This window comes from Candidatus Uabimicrobium amorphum (assembly GCF_009002475.1).
GTDB lineage: Bacteria > Planctomycetota > Uabimicrobiia > Uabimicrobiales > Uabimicrobiaceae > Uabimicrobium > Uabimicrobium amorphum.
Map to the genome: position 1 here is coordinate 749,964 of NZ_AP019860.1, position 19,786 is coordinate 769,749.

Sequence of the window (19,786 nt, forward strand, 5' to 3'; positions counted from 1 at the left end):
GGTGAGGGCACCAACATGGAAGTGAAACACCAACACTAAAGCGTAGCTTTACATTTCCTCTAGCTCTTTTTTCATATTTTTGAGCCCTTCTATGATGCGCTGAGCATGGTTATTACTTTGCCTGTCTGGGCGAAATATCAGCCAATGTGGAAAAGCTTCGTTGAGTTTCTCCCAAATGCGTTTGTAGTCTTTTGCATTGTCTTCTACACGCAGAATAATCGCGGATCTATACATTAACAAAATACGAAAGACTAAGAGTTCGCACCAAATTTTGTCTCGGTTTTCTGCTTCGGGAGATCGTTCATCTGTCCACAATAACCCACCAGAAAAAAGCTCATAATGACACTTCGCGTTTGGATTATAACGTAGACTTTCCATCCCTTCTATGAAGTCGGGATGTAAATCTGCTACGGTAAAATTTTTGGGATCTAACTTTTTTATTTTTCTTTTTTCTCGCAGTGTGGTCTTCTTGCTTTTCACAAACTTTGGTTTCATTTTGCTTTTCTTTCGTGAGTTGCTCAGGTTTTTCTTGGGAAAAGGGATTCGTTTTCCGATTGGTGCCCTCACCATCGTAGATTTAGGTTTTTCTTAGGAAAAGGGATTCGTTTTCCGATTGGTGCCCTCACCATCGTAGATTTAGGTTTTTCTTAGGAAAAGGGATTCGTTTTCCGATTGGTGCCCTCACCATCGTAGATTTAGGTTTTTCTTAGGAAAAGGGATTCGTTTTCCGATTGGTGCCCTCACCATCGAATTTAAGGTTTTAGCTTCGCTAAAAGCCTTAATTCTCATGCCTCTCCCACAGGGAGAGGCGTAACACGTCTGAATTTGTATCCATTTGTGTTATTTTGTGCCGCCACATGTACAGCCGTAGTATTAAAGGTAGTAACGCCATTCCCTTGTTTCGCAACTCAAGCGAATTTAGTTTTTAACACAAGAGACTACTGAAACCTCTCCCTGTGGGAGAGGTATGAGAATAGCAGCTTACAGCGCAGCTGTAACTGCTAATTCGATGGTGAGGGCACCAACATGGAAGTGAAACACCAACACCAACCTATATCCTAGCGAAAGCGGAATACCGGTCCTTTAGACAATGACTGGTTGACAGGATAAAGACTCGAAGCTAGGTTCCTTCCCGCTTTATTACGCAAGCTAATGGTTTTATTCGACACATAAATCGCATGCACATAAAATCCCTGGTCTTTCCATTTGCCCCAGTTGTGTCCCAGGATCATTTTGATGCGTTTGCCTTTGCGGTTTATATTGGAGTAAAGCATCGTGGACCATTGTCCGTCAGGGTTGATCCCGGGGATGATGTGTCTTCCCAAAGCATCTTTTCCCAAGGTATTGATGTAGTAACCGTCGTCACCGTAGTCTTGTAATAAAATACGCGGTAGGTCTTTGGGGTATTTTTTGATGCGATCCATGACCCACTTCTCGCTTTTACTTCGCGGATTCTTCAACGGTGCCATCTTGGAATAGTTGGTGCTCTTGACAACGTCGATGTCGTGGTGTTTACGCACATAAGCGCTTTTTTGACGCGGCTCTTTGTATCCCACAACTTTCGGGTTTGGTTTGGGCGCGTTTTTGGGTTTGGTGTTTACCTTTGGCGTTGACTTGCGCTTGGTGTTGTTTTTGCTTACCTTGGTTGCTGTGTTGTTGTTTTTACGTTTAGAATTTTTTTGAACCGAGACGTTTTGCAGTGACTTTACGTTGGTACTATTTCTCGCAATATCGTTTTGCGTTTTCGTGGTCGCGGCAGAGTTTGAATTTTGTTTCTCTTCTGCGGTTTTGGGAAAAATGAGAGATATGATGTAAATGATTCCCAAAACAACAACTACGGCAATAAATTGACCAAGAGTGGTGATTTCGTAGTCTGAACTTTTTTTAGTCATTACTTTCTCCATATGTTTACAATTACTACTTATGCCAATTCTTACGCATTTCCCATATACGCGCCTCATGGCGATTTTGGCGTTTGCCATCGCTTGAACGAAAAGCGGCAATTTCGGCGACGAGTGCATTGAGTTTTGTGGCTTCAATTTGTAGATCGCGCTGACGATAGTGATGGGCGATTTTTTCCCACAAAGTGGAGGGAATATTGAGACCATTGTTCATGGCTAAAGTTAACCAGGGAAATAAAAAGTCGACAACCGCGTCGGAAAGTTGTTCTTCGTTTTCTAACTTAGCGATGAAATTTCCCAGTGTACTGCGCAAATCGTTTATATTCTCCTGCCATGCAGTTTCTAAACCCAGTTCATCGGCATCTTGGGCAAGCCAAGTGTTATGTGCTTGAAATGCATTTGATTGTAAACAATTGAGTAACTGCCACAACGAGGTGCTTTTCTCCTCAATACTTGTGCCAGCAACGCAAATCACCACAACCCCTTGTTGTTTGTAACTGATAATTTCTTCTTCTGTTGCTTCGAATACAATCATGTAGATGGGGCGCTGTGCTTTTTTGAGTAAGTTACCCACTTCTTGCAAAATAATGTTCAAGTTAGGATCACGTAAACTATAGCCGACAAATAAAAAAGTACGATTTAAGAATAGTCCCTTTAACAGTGCGGATAGCGCAGGACGGCGTTGGAAGTAATGATCGTAGTCTTCCTTACTGAGAGTAATTTCGTGTGGCGTGTCGATATCTCCGTGAATTTTCAATATATTGACTTGGTCCTTCATCGGAGCCCATGCCACATCAAATGCACTATGAATGGTGAACGCTGCTTTTTTTATGCGTAACAATGATTGCTCTAGAAGAGTATCGAAGTTGGTGGTTACTATTGTTCCCACGGGGAAAGTGGCCAACAAGTAGTGGGTAATGGAAGGTGTGGGATTATTTTTTTCGAGGGTGCGTTTGAGTTCTCTCGTAAAATATTTTCCCAATTTTTCACGGCACTGTGCCGCAAGATCTAACATTTCATCAACATTTTGTGCCTGTTCGTTTATCTGAGCGGCTGTGGCTAGTTGCGCGACTAGGCTTTGCCAGTTAGGGAGTCCTGAGCTTTGTGAAACACCGGCACCTATAAATAAAACTAGGCGTTCGTTTTGCAATTCGTATTGCAATTCTTTGACGTAGTTATTCATTTTGTATTTTGTGACGAATGCGCGGGTGTTCTGTGGCAAACTGTCATAGATTGTCAGTGCCATGCGGTATACGATATCACTGTAACTGATGAAAATAGGGTGTATGTGTGGATACTTTTCTCCAAGTTCATACATGGCTTGTAGTTGGGCTGTCATCACTTCAATACGCTGTGAACGGCCTTTTCCAAGACCGAAAGCAGGAAAAGCAATTCGTGTTGTTGTGTTAGGTTTGCAATTCGCTGCCAAAGTCTCACCAATGTTTTCTACTAAATCGCGAATGGAGTGTGCATTGATATGTCCGTGATATTCTCCTCCGACAACAGCCAGAATCATATGCGGAGCTGGTAGCGACTCGCACAGTTCTGTTGCGGGAATATAGTGTGTAAATCCCTGAGGTAGACCACCCATTTTTTTTATTTGTTCATTGTTAATTTTTTTGTCATTATTGCTTAATCTCTTTGGTTTAGAGGTGTTGAATTTACCGCGTAGATATTGGTGAAAATTTTTACCATATCTTTTCTTTAGAGAGGCAGCTAGGTAGCCTGGAGCAAGGAAACAACCTACCCCGTAAGCTATGACATCTATATGAATGGATGAAATATCGGCGCGAATGACTAATGGTCGCATAGGTAATCCTCACAAAAGTTTTCTCTACTTTATATTTTATTGAAATTAGTTTATAATAAATTACCTATTTTCGCAAAAAATTTCACTGGTAAGGTAATAAAATGTACAAACGATTTGGTAAGTATGAAATCATTTCTCTTATTGGACAAGGGGGAATGGGAAAGGTTTATAAAGCTTTTGATACTGAGCTAAAACGTACGGTGGCATTAAAAATTGTTTTGTCACGTGACTTACAATTTTTACAGCGTTTTATTGTGGAAATGCGAACCGTTGCCAAACTCAATCATCCCAACATCATCAAGATTTTTCAAACAGGTACAGAGAATGGAATTCATTTTTTTACCATGGAATACATCGAAGGGTGTGACTTAGCAGATTTTTTGAAGAATCATTCTTTAGATTACAAAGCCAAAGCGGTTATTTTAAGTAAAGTGGCTTTCGCTTTGCATCACTGTCACACGATGGGAGTTGTACATCGCGACTTAAAACCCTCCAATATCATGATTAGAAATAATAACGCTCAGCCCGTTCTGATGGATTTTGGCTTGGCGAAAGATCAAGAGAAGATCTCTGCTTTAACAAAAACCGGAGAACTCTTGGGAACGCCATTTTATATGTCTCCTGAACAAATTTTAGGTAGGAATAAACTTGTGGATCATCGCAGCGACATATTTGCACTTGGAGTTATGATGTACGAAATGCTCGTTGGACAGATTCCGTATCGAGCAACTTCTATGTCTGCGTTGTTAGTTGAAGTGACAGAAAAAAAAATACTTCCATGCTGCAAGTTAGATGAATCTATTCCCAGAGATATTTCGCGTATTTGTGAAAAAGCAATGCACCGCAATATACAAGTACGATATCAAAGTGCCCATGAGTTTGCTGTGGATTTACGCAACTATTCACGAAATAAAAAAGTAAAAGTGAATCTTGGTAGTTCACTTAAGGTCTATACACAGATGATCATTGTTGTGTTGATTGCGCTAATAGGTTTTGTGGTTTATAAAAAAACAACTCGTAGAGACGCATTAATCCACACCAAAGAAATTGTACACGTCCAGGACGACTTTCAAGAGGGAAAGTACTTATACCAGCAGAAACTATACGAAGCCAGCTATCAAAAATTACAAAAAGCTCTGCGAATAGTAAAGTCTACGGACCGACATTTGGTGTATGAATACCTGATGTGCGTGTGTGTTGAGATGGGAAATTACAGCGCCGCACAGAAATTTTTTGAGAAAATACCTAAAGAACATCGTGATAAGCAATCTTTGTATCTTGCTCAGGCAAAGATGATGTACGAGAAACGTCGTTATGAAGACTGCGATCGTTTTTTGAAAAAAATCACTGAGGATAGTTTACCAGAAACACTCTTATATAGGGGACTCGTAAATTTCCATACCGGAAATTACAAGCGCGCTATCGATTTTTTTCGCCGTTGTACACAGCAAAAGACCTCGTCGCTATTTGCTGCCAATGCACGATATGTGTTAGGGAAAGCGTATTTTTTTAGTGGGAATTCTACCGCGGCAATTGCGGCTTTTGAGGAAAGTTTACCCCTTTTGGAAAGACGCGAAACATATGTATACATTGCCAGATGTTATGTAAAACAGCAACAGTATGAAAAAGCAAAACAAATACTGGAGAAGGGATGGAAACTCGGTGGACAAAACGGGGAATATTTGACTCTTTACGCGCAAATACTCGAAAAACAAAAGCATATGGTTTTAGCCCGAGAGACCTACATCCAAGCTCTGCGGTCGGAAGTTGCAAACGTTTATGCTTTGGAAGGTGTGATACGTACATATTTGCACAAAGTTTCCTTGAGAGACACGAATATCAAATATTTATTCGTGTACTTCAATGCCCTTACCGATAAATCTTCATTAAAAGCAAACATATTTTTCCCTTACTATGAAAGCCTGGTAAAAAAGTACGCGGCATACCACTTTGAGCGCTTACATTTGCAAAAAAATACGCAGTCTCCGCTATTATTACTAAAAAAATTAGCTTCGCAAAATAAAGCAATCTACAACACCGCGATGAAAGGATTGATCGCTCTACGTTACCAAAAGGATATTGAGAAAAATATCGAAGCGGCGTTGAGCGACTTTCGCGATAATCCTCGCGTGTATCGGCTAGTGGAAAATGTATTGCGCCTAATACGCAAAAAGAAGAAACAGGAACAAAAATACATCACCTTTTATTACTTGGCCAAGTGCGAACTTGGGGATGTGGCTTCTTATTCTCCTCTACACGATTTTGTTGAAGATGAAGTGTTATTACAAATTTTTGATGACGCCAGCGTCGATGATGTTTTGCGTTACCTGTGCGGAAAAAATTTAACAAGAAGACTATATTTCGATGTTTTGGAAAAAGGAAAAACCAGCGACGACTACAACAAAAAATTAATATGCCATATTTTGCTGCATTATGAAAAAATTCAAAAATATTCACTACAAGCACCTGGAAAAAGTTGTAGTATGTTTCTCGCTGCCAAAATTGCTGGGATATGTCCGTATCCGTACAATGTAAAATTATTGAAAAATCCGCATTTAATTGTGCGGGTCAATACAGCTATTTCACTGTTGAAAGATGAGGGCGCGCGTCTTTCAAGAGTAGATAAAGAGGCATGTATACAAGCGATTGTCGATTGTCTCCAACATGATGATGCGCAATATAGGCGGCACGTTCATTTTTCATTTTGGCGCTCAAAAATGTCGATAGTAAAAGAGAATTACGTATTCCATTTCATCACCGGTTGTCATGACAAGGACGAAGATGTCATTATTTCCGCACTTAAAAATTATAATGTATTGCACCGCGAAGAGAAATTTATGGACGCCATACGTGACAACCCGGAATTTATTAAGCGTATGGAATATCTTGTAGAGAAAAAAACCGATTTTACTGTCCGTGTTCTTGCTGGGTTATGGCTACAACGTTGCGATCCAAACAACGCAGTTCTTCACAAAGTCGCGTCGGATCCGGATGAAATATTTTTTATTCGTTTCATTTTCACGATTGGTGCCGATGCTACACAGTTTTCCTTGCAGGGGGCAATGCGCATGGTGCAGCGCGTAAGGTCGCTCACTGATAGTGATGACTCATTGTTACGCGCTGCGGCCTATCTCCTGGGAGCGGTACTTGGTTCTCCCGTAATTACAAAAATAGATGAAGAAACTGATTCACGTTTAAAGGCTTCGTTGTTAACGAGTTACCGTGTTAAAAGATTGATTAGTTTTATGGGCGGACAAGATATGAAGAAGTATCTTACTGCCGCGAAGAAATATCGCAACGATGCCGATGAAAACGTGCGCACCGCTGCGTATGCCGTAGCAATAGCGCTAAGTTCTAAAGAAAAGCGGGAAAAGCTCTACCGCAAAATACTGCGTGGTAATGACACCGAAAAGAAATATGGAGCTGCCGTAGGTTACTATTCCTTGATTACGCGGGATCTTGGCGAGGTATCGTTAGCGGAAGGGTCGAAAAAGTTTTTGTCGAAAGAAGATGAGTACACGGTTTTCATTGAAAATTTAGTGAGTAGTAAAAAAAATCCGCGAAAGTGTCGTCGGTATCGCGAGTGGTTTAGCCGTGCACTGTCTCTTGTCGAAGATGACTCTCTCTACTATGAACGTTCTTTGCTTTACAACGATGACGAAAGTAGCGCCGCATTGGAAGATCTTCAAAAAGCTTTTGCAATCGCACCAAAAAACAGATATTTATTTACACAGGCGAAAATTCTTAGTAGTATAAATCCAATAAAAGCACGAGAAATTTTGCAAAAAATTGATTACTCTGGATGTGACTTAGAAGATTTTGCACAGGCAGCGAAAATCGGTATTTCCATCGCGGACTACGAATATGCAAGAAACATGATCATGAAGTATGCATTTCTCCATCAAGAATGGAAACAAAAAGCACTTATCCATTTGTTATTACACAATATACATAAAAGACAACAGCAAGAGTTTCGCGCCAAAAAACATATGTCATATGCGCGTCGTGTGAATAATCAATGAACAAGAGACATCGAGGAGAAGACTCTGTGGAAATCGGCTCTGGTGAAAGAAGATATAAAATATTACGATCCATTGGCGAAGGTGGTATGGCCAAGGTTTACGAAGCCAAGGAGTTAAGCACCAACAAGCGTCGCGCCGTCAAACATATACAAGTTCCGGCCAGTTATTCCTTCAAAGAAGGGGTTTCGCGTTTTGAGCGCGAATACCTCATCTTACGCTCCTTAAGCCATTCAAATATTGTCCGAGCATATGATTTTTTTACCGAAGAACCAAATGCTTTTATGGTCTTGCAGTATGTTCAGGGACTTTCACTACGTGACTTTATTCGCGACCGCAAAGAAAAGCTGTCGTTTAAAGAACAACTAGCTATTTGTATACAAATCGCCAGAGCGGTGGAGTACATAAACACCGCTGGCATTTTGCACCGCGATATAAAGCCGGGAAATATTGTATTGAACGAGGTCAAGAAAAAAGCGACTCTGCTCGATTTGGGTATCGCAAAAAATTTGGAAACAAACTTAACTAGGCTAACACGTACCGGTGAGATTGTTGGAACGCCGAGCTACCTAAGTCCCGAGCAAGTGGGAGGAGATATCACCGAGAATAGTGATGTATTTTCTCTCGCCGTTGTCCTATACCAGTTTCTTGCATGGGAAGATCACTCTCCTTTTCAACGCAACAACTATATCGCAACTCTTACGGCGATTTCTACATATAAAGTTCCTTCACTACACCAAGTTTTAGGCAATCGACAATCCAAAAGTGTGAGTGAAATTTTAGACAAGGCTTTGGAAAAAAAGAGCGAAAAAAGAATACAAACCGCAAAACACTTTGCCGATCTTCTCCAGGAGGTTTATGAAAACTGTGGACAAGAAAAATCACAGTGGAACGTTCCGCAGCCTCTCAACGCATCGCAGGCCGAAAAGCTACAGTTTATTGGCGAAAAATATGGGCGTGATAGCGTTTTTGCACGTCGCGTAAAACGCATTTCAAAACGACGGCAAAAAAAACAGCAGTCTTCGACTCTTGTTGCTTTGAGCATTGCTGCCGCGCTGTTTTTGGTACTCGTTGTTGTACATAACCTAATGAGTGTTTCGGTGGTAGACCCCGATGTAGACGATTACGAAGAAGATTACCGTAAAGAGCAAGTCGACACAACGTACGATAGGGATAATGAGGAAAAAGATACATACCAGCCACAAAAGAAAAAACCTGTGGCTACCCAGGAAACACAACAACAAGAGAGTAAATCCAAAGCCATTCAGGAAAAATATCTAAGTATATTACAAAAAATGGAAACAGTTTCTCCATTTGAAAAGTGGAAGCTTCTAGAAGAGTTTGTAAAAAAATATCGCGATGCAGCGATTGCCGGTGAAGCAAAACGACGTCAAGCTACCGTAGAAATAGAGATCTTGACGGTGATGGCGGATTTACAAGAGAAAATCAATAAAGGTTATCCGTCGCGGTGGGCAAAATTAACAGATGAGTTTACAAACCTTAAGGAAAATTTTTTGCAACTTAAAGTGTCTTTCGGGAAACTACATAAAGCTTTTGGTCTTTTACAAGAAAGTTATGATAAATTTTCCGCTAAAGTGCGAAGTTTTCGCAAAGACCAAGAAGATAAGATCAATCGTGATATCAAGGATGAGTTTGAAAAAGCTTTGAAAACACGTCAATTTGCTACGGCGATATTTCGTTTAGGCGTATGGGATGACAATAAATTTGCCAAAGCAAAGATCGAAATTTTATCGCAATTACAGAAATTATTTCGCAAGGTTATTCCTGCATTGAAAAAGAACCAAAGGCGCGGTCGCAAAGTGAGTATTTCCCTGACAAATGGAAAGTTTATTCGCGGATATGTCACTAAAATAGGCAAAGATAGCTTTTCTCTGAAAGACTACAAAAATAATGTATACAAGATCGAGTATACCACCATTACCACAAAAACAATTGATAAGTTGGTTTCAAAGTTAGACGATAAAGATTTGTACTACCTTGGTTTGTTGAGCTTTGTTGCGCGAGATTTACCAGAAGCAAAAATGTTTGTTGCACGCATCAAAAAACCTGACGAAGAAGTGCAAGATTTGGTAAAACAAATCACAGCAAAAATATCAAAATTAGAAGCGCAAAAACGCAAAGTATCTTTTATTTCTCCCGCAGACTGGTTAGGAAAAAACCGTGTGTCTCTTTCTTCTGATACTCTCGAAACATTATTTCAAATTGAAGTAACTGGAGGAAAACCTGTCGAAAAAGTTCTGGTCAATGGACAATTGGCAAAATATGACGAAGAAACATCGCAGTATACATACCTTGTGAGTTTTCTCGGAAAAGATATTAACGAAATCAAGGTGGAAATTATTAATCGCGATAGCTCATCTCAGGAATATAACTGGATTATTGATCGAGTGGAGATGGAAAATTTCGCAATGTTTCGTGGATCACCGGAAAGAACAGGTTTTTATCCTACGGGGAAAAATTTTAAACCACGCAATCTAAAGTGGAGTTTCAAAGCAAAGAAAGCGATACATACGTCTCCTATCGGGGCGTATAACATGGTCTATTTCGGAAGCGATGCTGGAATCGTTTATGCTGTGGATGCACAAAGTGGCAAGGAAAAATGGCAGCAGGAAATAAAAGGCATTGTTTATGCGACACCTGCCATTGACAAGGGAGTTGTGTACATCGGTAGCTTGAAAAGAAAATTATATGCTTTGCATGCGACTACTGGCGAAAAATTGTGGGATTTTCCCGTGCGAGGTGAAATAAAGAGCTCTGCTGTTGTGGTAGATGGAATTGTATTTTTTGCATCTGTGGATAAGCACGTGTATGCTGTGGATGTAAAAAAACGCAATTTGTTATGGAAATATAAGACAAATGGTGGAATTCTTTCTTCCCCAGTTATCAAAAATAATGTATTATATATCGCGAGTAAAGACAAACACATTTATGCTCTTCATTACACCTCGGGAAAACTTTTATGGAAGTATAAGTCCAAGAGAGAATTTGAGTATTCGACTCCAGCGGTGTATGGGAATTATATACACTTTACAAGTATTGACGGAGCCTTTTATTCTCTGAGCATGAGTGGAAAACAAAAACTGCGTTATGAAACGTCAGAATCTATTTACGCTTCGCCGTGTTTATTGCAAGGGGTTGCTTACATTGCTAATAAAGATGGTGATTGTTATGGTATTCATTTAAAATCAGGAAAAAGAATCTGGGAAGCGGAAGTTAATAATCCTATCTCCACAAGCCCTATTGTCACATCGAAATCTATGTATTTCACGTGTCAGGACGGCTATATATACGAGTTAGATAGAAAAAGTGGCCAAGAAACATGGAGTTATAACATTGGCATTGAAATTACAAAGTCATCGCCAATGATTTACCGCGATACACTCTATTTTGGTGGTGATAACGGACACTTATATGCTTTTGATTAATCTTTCTCGGTATTTACTGAGGACTTGCAAATGGAACTCGACTTAGGAACAAGACTCAACGGCAGATATTCGATAAAACGTGTTATCGGTCAGGGTAATATGTCTTATGTGTACGAAGCTTTTGATGACTTGTTACAAAGACCCGTTGCGATAAAGCAAATGGTTATTCCCCACGGCGCTTGGGATTCAGCATCTTTTATCAAAAGATTTAGGCGTGAATTTCACTTCTTATCTGCTATAGAACATCCCAATGTGATCAAGGCATATGGCTTTTTTTCGGAAGCAAACACAGCTTTTATGGTTTTAGAAATCGTAAAAGGACCTTCTCTACAGGATTTGATCGTAAAAAGAGCACAAATGCATGTTTCTTTATCGATGAATCTAGCCATTGCCATTCAATTGTCACGTGCAATCGAAGTTATTAACACCGCGGGTATTATCCACCGTGATATTAAACCAACCAATGTCATCATTAACGATGTGAATAAAAAGTTAAAACTTCTCGACTTAGGTGTCGCTACCACAGTGAAAAGCGAACTTTCGCGTTTGACGAATCACGGTCACATTGTGGGGACCCCTGATTATTTAAGCCCCGAACAGATAAATGGAGAATATGCCTCGAATAGCGATGTATTCTCTGTGGCAGTTGTTTTATATCAAATTTTCGCTGGCGATGACAAATCTCCTTTTCACAACGAAAATCCCATGTCAACGATGATGTCTATTTCGACAAAAGAACTTCCTTCTTTATTAGATATATCGAATCTTTCCTCTGAGTTGTATCGTCAAACTTATGTAAAAATTTGGGCGGTTTTAGAGAAGGCTCTCATAAAAGAACCCGAAGAACGCATGTCAAGTGCCACTGAAATGGCGGACGAGTTTGAGATGATCTATAAAGGATATCGTTTAGCAAAAAGTCGCGTAAAAGAGAAAAAATCACAGGTGGTGAACTGGAACGTCATCGAGAAAACCAAACCCGAAGAATTTCAAAAATTAAAAAAATTGGGTGATAAATTTGGCCGCGATGATACTCCGTTGCGTAAACGTAGACGTCGTACCAAATCAAAGCGAACTCCTCGCTATCAAGCCGAAAAAAAATCAACGCCCGTTGTTGGATTTTTAGTGATGGCAGTTTTTGTGCTTGCTACGGCGCTGTTTCTGTTTATACATTTTGCCGAAACAGAAAAAATACCACCGAAAAAAAGTATAGCACAACAAAAAAGCGAGATGTTTGAGCGATTATTATTGCAAATCAAGACATTGAAAACACCTGACAAGTGGAGTCGCGTTAACAATTTTAATCTCGAACATTCTTTTGCAAAATCGTTGGCAAAGAAAGAGCAGCTTGAAAGAGATATTTTCGAAACGCTCATAAATGCCAATGCATTTATGAACAGTAATAACTCTCCCTCTACCAAGCAATTGAAGAAATGGGAAGATATTTATTTTTGGAAGCAGAATATTGCTTTTCTGGAGCTTTACCGAAACGAAAGCAAGATCAAACAACAGTTTGAGTTATTCGAGAAACACTTCTCTGATGTTGAAAAAAATAAAATAAATAGTTACACCTTGGAAAACAAAATTGGGGTGGAGGTGTATCGAAAGCGCAATTTAAAAAACGTTCGCGAGATTTTGAACGCGATGAGTAACGTCTCCGATTTGCAGAAAAAAATAATCAAACAGTATCACGAAGAGATCGATACACTGGAAAACGTATTGGTGGCATTCAAAAGAAAAATGCGTTCACTACGCGGTAAAGATGTGAAAGTTGTTGTAGGAAAAAAGTGGCTCAAAGTGAAAGTGTTGGAAGTAGAAGACAACTATATTTCCATAAAAAAAGGTTCAAAAACTAGTAAATTTTATCTATATAACTTGGACGGTGAAATGCGGCAACTTGACGCGCGAAACTTTGCCTACCACGTACGTCCAAAGTTAGCAAAACAAATATATTGTTATGCTCTTTTGTTTTACTACGGAAAAAACTACAAGACAGCTTATAAGTATTTGCTTCGATGTGTGAACTATTCGCAAGCTACCTACTTCCTACATCGTACATACCGCAAAATTTATTCACAACCACTTTTCAAAATGGATGTACTAAAACCACAAAAAATAGAAGACGAAGATGTATTAAATGTAACAACAAACCGTGATACGATTTCTCTTCGTGGGAAGATTTTAATAAACAAAAATGTAACGACAAAAGCGAAAAAAGATATCATTTCTGGGATAACCATTAATGTCAATGGCAAAAAAGCGCGACGTAGAAACAATGAATTTGCATTGTCGTTTCCCGTGGAATATGGTAAAAATTTTATTGATGTAAAACTATCGATTCATAGTGACAAAGAAATTTTGCGCAAGTCATTTTATGTTGAGCGAGATTTTCCACGTACGCGGAATTTTTCCAACACAAATTTTTTCCCATCGCTCTCTGGAGAATTCCAGGTCCTAAATTGGCAAAACCATTATGGGAAAAATTTAGGTATACCGGTTGTGCTCAAGCAACACGTGTATGTTAAGGATCACTCCAATATACTTTATAAAACAACAATCAATGGCGAGATGGTTTGGAAGAAAGACAATGTCAGTGCGCTTACCTATGACGAAATAAAAACAAGCACAAAAAATATATACGAGTATTTTTTGTACATATCTTCTCCGGATCAACTTGTTTGTTACGATGAGAGTAACATGCAACCTTTGTGGGAAAAATCACTAAGTGATGTGATTTATCCGGGCATTATTTTAAAAAACTACATCGTTTTTGCCACCGCGACAACCTTACATGCCATTAATTACAAAACCCAAAAACAGCTTTGGCAAAAAACAATAGCGCCAGCAACAAAGGCGATTCTTGCCAATAATAGTGCATATTTTGCAATGCAAAATGGAGAAGTAATCTCTTACCGAATAAAAGATGGCAAAAAACGAATAGCACTTGCGACAGGCTCTCCGATTTCTTCTGCCCCGACAACATCAGGGCACACCATTTTTGTCGGTAACCACCAGGGAAATTTTTACGCTTTTTTCCAGGGGAAAAAGTTATGGAAATATTCTTCCAGTGCGTCCATTCGTTATTCTCCCGCCTTTGACGGTGACTATGTTTATTTTGTCAATGATGACAATAAACTATATTGTTGCGATGCACGACTTGGAAATTCTCTATGGGTTTACCAAGCACAAGAAAAAATTATATGTCAACCGCTTGTGGCAAAAGACAAAATTTTTCTTTGCACACAACCAGGAAAAATATTATCGATAGATCGCAGCACAGGCCAAAAAACCTGGCAGTACGCAACGCAAAATACTATAAGCCACTCTGCACCAACGATAGAAGGAAAAACGATGTACATCGGAGATGACGGCGGAAATCTATATTCGTTGAAATTTGATTAGAAACAGAATTGTCGCACAAATACATCTACCAATAACACAGTGCGTTGTTGTAGGAGCGGACCTAGTGTCCGCCCGTTCCCCCATACCGATAGATATTCCTTTCAAAACCTCAACGAGACCACAAATTAAACTTTACACATCCCAAAAAAAAAAGCACCCAAATTTTGGGTGCTTTTTAGAATAAGCATGTAGTTTTCAGTGTAAACAACAAAAGATTACTTACATTGGAAACTTCTACATGAGATATTTACATAACAACAGATACAACTTTATAAACAACATGCTCAACTTTAATAAGCATACTCACTAATCCATGAGGCCAATCCTGGCCTTGGGGAAAGTTGCTGCCATTTTTCTTGTGATACTTTTTTCATACTCTGAAATTCGTGGTAACCAAAGATTCCGCCTCTTGCCAACTGGACTTTGCCATTTACAGGTATCGCAACCCACATTTCGTAGACTGCACCAACACCAGCATATAGATGATTGTCAAAGTTGGAACTATTGCGATAGTACATCGTTGATATATCTTGAATGGTTGCACTACCGTATTTACCTTGCCAACCTAAAACAAAGTTGCACAATTTTTTGTAATCTTTGTCACTTAACTCTTTGTTTTCGAGCATTTTCGAAGATATAACCGCTAGCTCTTTTAACATTTTTTTGTAGTGCACCAGCTCTTTGGCAACACCTGTTTGCAGAGGGTAACCAATGTGATGAAGCACTTCTTCAAAGTGTTCTATTTTCGTAGCCATGCGATTGAAAAATTCAGGGTATGGTTCTATTGTACCATGAAAATCCGCAGTGCTTTTTCCCGTGAAAACTGGTTGTCCAAAAGAAAGATCAAGTAAGCCACATGCTACAGATGTCAATTTTCTCGCCTGCCATTCATCGGAATGGCTGAATATTGGAGCCCCCTTACCCTCCGGTATTTTGAGCGAATTTAACATCCATGCTAGACTAATAAGTCCTCCTTTGCCCCACGGATAGTTAACCGGTTGTAACTCTTTTTCCAAACGATCTTGGTATTTACGAACAGTAGACTTGTAGCCTTTGTATTCGTAATAACCTTTGTCTTCTGCTATGTATTTAGCTTTATGCCAACCCATGATTACTGCAATATCGAGTAAACTAGGATCCACACGCGGCAAATGAAGTTCACCTACATAGGGATAGGTTAACTGTTGTAATATAAAGTCACAACCGATACTACGTCGCGAAAATATTCTCAGTCCACTTTGTAAACCCAATTCAGAACGAATTTTAGGTAAACGTGTGCGAGAAATAGCTTTACAAAACTCAAGTAACTTATCTTTTTGTGAAAGAACATCTAGGGTAATTGTTGGTCCATATACATCTCTAGCAGTTTTCAAGTAATCCAGCAAATGTGGATCATCTGCTTGGCCGTAAAGAGCCGTCAGTATGTAATGGATTTCTTCCCAGATTGACATACCGTCTGTTGCGATTGTCGCAATCAACAACAACATTGCACTACGTGTTTCCGAAAGATACTGCTCTGCCACTTTTGAATAATGGTCTGCTGTGCGAAACAAGCATCTTGCATACCATTCATGGGCAATTATGTATCTTTCTAGCCGTTTATTTTTTGGTTTGCGTAGCAGCTTGAAACGACTGTAATCCATCGCATAACCAAAAATGGGGCTATTGACAATTTCTACAGGATAATCATTTCCTCCTGTATAAATTAGCGTTAATTCTTCTTGGACCTGTTTGTTAATCTTCGAAGTAATCTCTTCGGGCCATTGTTGTTTTAAATCTAGAAGTATAGAAGCTACGCGAATAAAAGCCAATGCTCTTAGGCTCGCTTTCTCATGTTGTGGCGCAATTTTTTTGTGTAGATTGATTAGTTTATGACCGATAACTTCGGTAAAGCTTGCCAGCCTACCGTAGAGTGCCTTTTCTTCTACATCAATTCGCAAACGCCCGAGTATATGAGAAAAGCCTGAGATCGCAGTATCTACCGTCACATACGATGGTATAGAGTTACGCTGATTGTTTTCATATATCTCATTAAAGGAGCCAAATCTATTCTTAGTTACAACAAAACCTTTTTGACTTAAAAACTGAATTTCACGTTGGCTAAGATTTGCTTCCTTTAGGTAACGTATATTTATAGGAACTTCATACTTCGGAATACTTGCATTTACTTTTACTACTTCATGTTCCACTTCACTTTTTTCTGGGAGACCAATTAAAGGAGTATACTCTAGTGAAAAAGTGTTTGTTGTATAAAAATTGGGCAAAAATAAGCTGACGGTGACAATAACAAATAGTGCTGCCACAAAAAGAAACTTTTGTACTAGGCTCATACCTGTAGGTTTTTTTTCATCTAACTTTTCCCACAAGTCTGTGTTGAAATTATCCCAAGAGCAATCTGTTGGTAATGGGGCAACAAGTGTACTCAATTGCTGTTTGACATTATGTAATTCTTCGACTTTTTGTCGTAATGTGTCGTTACTATTAATGGCCTCTTCCACGTAGACTTTTTGCTCTTGAGAAAGCTGATTATCGACGTAACCACTAAGTAGAATCTCAAGATTTTCGCATTTCATGCCATTAACCTCTTCACCATTAAGGAATTAAACAAAATAAAATAACCATTTGATTTATAACAACATTATAAATTAAATTGTTATTACTTTCGCCGTCATACCAAGGTGTTACTTGTTGTGGCTATGCGCTTTATCAAGAGCTACGAAGACTACTTGGGTACCTTAATAGCATCGCAATTGTAACTTGTTATCTGTTTGCGAATATAATCTCTTGCATAGTATATTCGCGACATTACTGTTCCCACATTGCATTCGAGAATTTCAGATATTTCCTTGTAGGAATAACCTTCGATATCACAAAGAACCAAAGCTGCTTTTTGTTTTGCGGGCAGCTGAGAAATTAGTTTTGTCAACTTCGATTGCAACTCTTTTTTTTCTAAACTTTGCAACGGACTTTCTGTTTGTGCTTTATACTCAAGGGCAAGTTTTTCTCGATATTGTTTGTTTTTTTCGTTTTTCTTTAAAAAATTCAATGTAAGGTTAACACCTATGCGACTAAGCCAACTGTAAAATGCATTAGGTGAGCGCAGATTGTGAATAGATTTATATGCCTTGATAAGAGTATCTTGTAACAGATCCATCGCATCGTCTTGATTGTGAACCATATAGTAAAGCAAACTATACAATTTATTTTTGTACTTACCTGCTAACATTCCAAAAGCAGATTTATCTCCAGCCATTGCTTTTTTTATCAGAAATTCTTCGTGGTTTTGCTGATCACAATTGATATTTTTTCCTGAAGTCAATGGCGTTCCTTTCGGTTATATACGTTTCTAATAAAAATCATTTACTTTTCGCATATATACCCTTTCTTGAATAAAGATGAAAATGGAGGTTACACTGGGGTGCATTTTTAACACCTTACAGAAGATAATGTTTCGAAACATTTCTGATTAAGACAAACTATTGTATATAATATTCAAAAAAAAATAAATTTTTTTGCAAAAAACTTTTTATCGCGCTATTTTTGTTTTCGGTCACGGTGACGATTACGGCTACGGTGACGATTACGGCTACGGTGACGATTACGGCTACGGTGACGATTACGGCTACGGTTTCTTTGCTATATAATGATGAATCAATTTTAAGGAAAAGACAATGAGTGATATTTGGGTGGAAGTTGAAACGAACAAAGGGACAAACAATGTAAACTCTTACCGCGGAAAATTATCGAAAAAAAATTTTGAAGCTATTTTAGCGCAAAGAAGTGGTTGGATTTGTTTACAAGAGACATATTGGGTTGCGGAATACCACGATCACGGTGAAAATAGGATGATGGCCCAAGGCACCCTACTCGGGCGTGACGGCATTTTTGCCCATTTTCACGGGGATACGTATCTAAGAGCAGAGCACATTGTTTCTATTTCCCCTGTGGATGGTGAAGAAGATCGCAGACAGTTTTTAGGAACGTAGCAAATTGTGTATTTATTGGGAATAAAAGCTAATAAGTTGTATAGATGGAGAAGAAGATCGAAGATATTTTCTGGGAAAATAATATTTTTGAACAAAGAGTGAAGGGGAAATCGTTACTGCAAATAGAAAGTGATACTTTCTATGAAGGTTGTGCCTTTTATTTAAACGAAGAGGAATGTTACTGTATCGAAGATAGCTATTTTTATAATTGTTCTTTTCGCGGGAATGTTCATTTCAGTGGCTTAGAAGGTTGTAAGTTTGATAATTGTAACTTTTGTGGAACGTTCGCGCTTGATTTTTCGGAAAGTATTTGGCCTGATAAACATTTTTGTAGTTTATACGATCTTACAAAGTTGAATTTACGCGATAGCAATATGTGCACTTTGCCTTGGAAATTTCGTTTTTTAGTAAATTTGTGCGAATTAAATTTATCAGACAACGCTATGGGTTATTTTCCACCTGAAATTTTGTTTCTCGACAAACTATGTTATTTGGATATGTCCGAAAATGGAATTGAATTTATACCGAAAGAAATAGTGCAGTTACAACAACTGTCGGTTCTCAATTTGTCATACAATAATTTATATGATGTATTATCTCCAAATCTATGTGAATTGAGGAACTTGGAAGAGTTAAATTTGACGTCGAATTACATTAGGCATTTACCCGAGGAGTTTGCTAAATTACAAAAAATTTCTATACTAAATCTAGAATACAATACTTTAAGTAGAGTACCTCTCGCGATTACAAAACTGCAAAATCTAAAATTTTTAAATTTCTCTTATAACCGCATTCGTAATTTGCCAAAGGAATTTGAACAGTTGCAAAATCTTAGGACATTACGACTTGCTAGAAACCAAATAAGTAGTTTTCCTGAGGAAATTTTTTTACTTACAAATCTACAAAGTTTAGACTTATCAATAAATTTACTACCTAGTATACCTGAAGAAATAGGGCAACTCGAAAAACTTCGCCATTTAAGATTCGTCGATAACCAATTGAAACAAATTCCATTAGAATTGTGTCGGTTGCAAAATCTAGAAACGCTCGATTTAAGTGACAACGATTTAAGACACCTACCATCAGAAATACATCGCTTAAAAAGTTTGCGACTTTTATATTTGAAAAATACTGGAATAGGTTGGTGGCAACGACAGAAAATCAAGTCGTGGTTACCAAATTGCGAGATACATTGGCAGTGAAATCATTTTAGGATGAAGAAAGC

Annotated in this window: 10 protein-coding genes; 5 read left to right on the plus strand and 5 right to left on the minus strand. The window is 38.7% G+C overall.

The window, feature by feature from the left end:
• Window positions 1-48: 48 nt before the first annotated feature.
• From UABAM_RS02600 to UABAM_RS02610, 3 genes are all read right to left on the minus strand, one after another.
• Complete coding sequence (locus UABAM_RS02600) at window positions 49-495, minus strand: hypothetical protein (protein WP_151966438.1); 447 nt, start codon at window positions 493-495, stop codon at window positions 49-51.
• Between the two features lie 563 nt (window positions 496-1,058).
• Window positions 1,059-1,892 carry a hypothetical protein gene (locus UABAM_RS02605; protein ID WP_151966439.1) on the minus strand — a complete coding sequence of 278 codons (834 nt, stop codon included), beginning with the start codon at window positions 1,890-1,892 and terminating at the stop codon, window positions 1,059-1,061.
• 25 nt (window positions 1,893-1,917) lie between these two features.
• Window positions 1,918-3,711, minus strand: coding sequence for an SIR2 family protein (locus UABAM_RS02610; protein ID WP_151966440.1), 1,794 nt, complete (start codon window positions 3,709-3,711; stop codon window positions 1,918-1,920).
• A gap of 101 nt (window positions 3,712-3,812) precedes the next feature.
• Here UABAM_RS02610 and UABAM_RS02615 point away from each other — a divergent pair, with 101 nt between their 5' ends.
• From UABAM_RS02615 to UABAM_RS02625, 3 genes are read left to right on the plus strand one after another with little or no spacing between them, the layout of a single operon-like run.
• Entirely contained in the window at window positions 3,813-7,733 is a 3,921-nt protein-coding gene (locus tag UABAM_RS02615; RefSeq protein ID WP_151966441.1) for a protein kinase domain-containing protein, read from the plus strand.
• Window positions 7,730-11,176, plus strand: a complete 3,447-nt coding sequence (locus UABAM_RS02620; RefSeq protein ID WP_151966442.1) for a beta-alanine-activating enzyme beta-propeller domain-containing protein — start codon at window positions 7,730-7,732, stop codon at window positions 11,174-11,176. The genes UABAM_RS02615 and UABAM_RS02620 overlap by 4 nt, the downstream gene beginning before the upstream one ends.
• Window positions 11,177-11,206: 30 nt before the next feature.
• On the plus strand, window positions 11,207-14,575 hold the full coding sequence (locus UABAM_RS02625; RefSeq protein WP_151966443.1) for a serine/threonine-protein kinase: 3,369 nt from the start codon (window positions 11,207-11,209) through the stop codon (window positions 14,573-14,575).
• A 290-nt stretch (window positions 14,576-14,865) separates the two neighbouring features.
• Here UABAM_RS02625 and UABAM_RS02630 read toward each other — a convergent pair whose 3' ends face one another.
• Entirely contained in the window at window positions 14,866-17,148 is a 2,283-nt protein-coding gene (locus UABAM_RS02630) for a DUF3160 domain-containing protein (protein ID WP_151966444.1), read from the minus strand.
• 149 nt (window positions 17,149-17,297) lie between these two features.
• Window positions 17,298-17,894, minus strand: coding sequence for an RNA polymerase sigma factor (locus tag UABAM_RS02635; protein WP_151966445.1), 597 nt, complete (start codon window positions 17,892-17,894; stop codon window positions 17,298-17,300).
• Between the two features lie 352 nt (window positions 17,895-18,246).
• Here UABAM_RS02635 and UABAM_RS02640 point away from each other — a divergent pair, with 352 nt between their 5' ends.
• Window positions 18,247-18,561 carry a hypothetical protein gene (locus tag UABAM_RS02640; protein ID WP_151966446.1) on the plus strand — a complete coding sequence of 105 codons (315 nt, stop codon included), beginning with the start codon at window positions 18,247-18,249 and terminating at the stop codon, window positions 18,559-18,561.
• A 44-nt stretch (window positions 18,562-18,605) separates the two neighbouring features.
• Entirely contained in the window at window positions 18,606-19,763 is a 1,158-nt protein-coding gene (locus UABAM_RS02645) for a leucine-rich repeat domain-containing protein (protein WP_151966447.1), read from the plus strand.
• Window positions 19,764-19,786 lie beyond the last annotated feature (23 nt).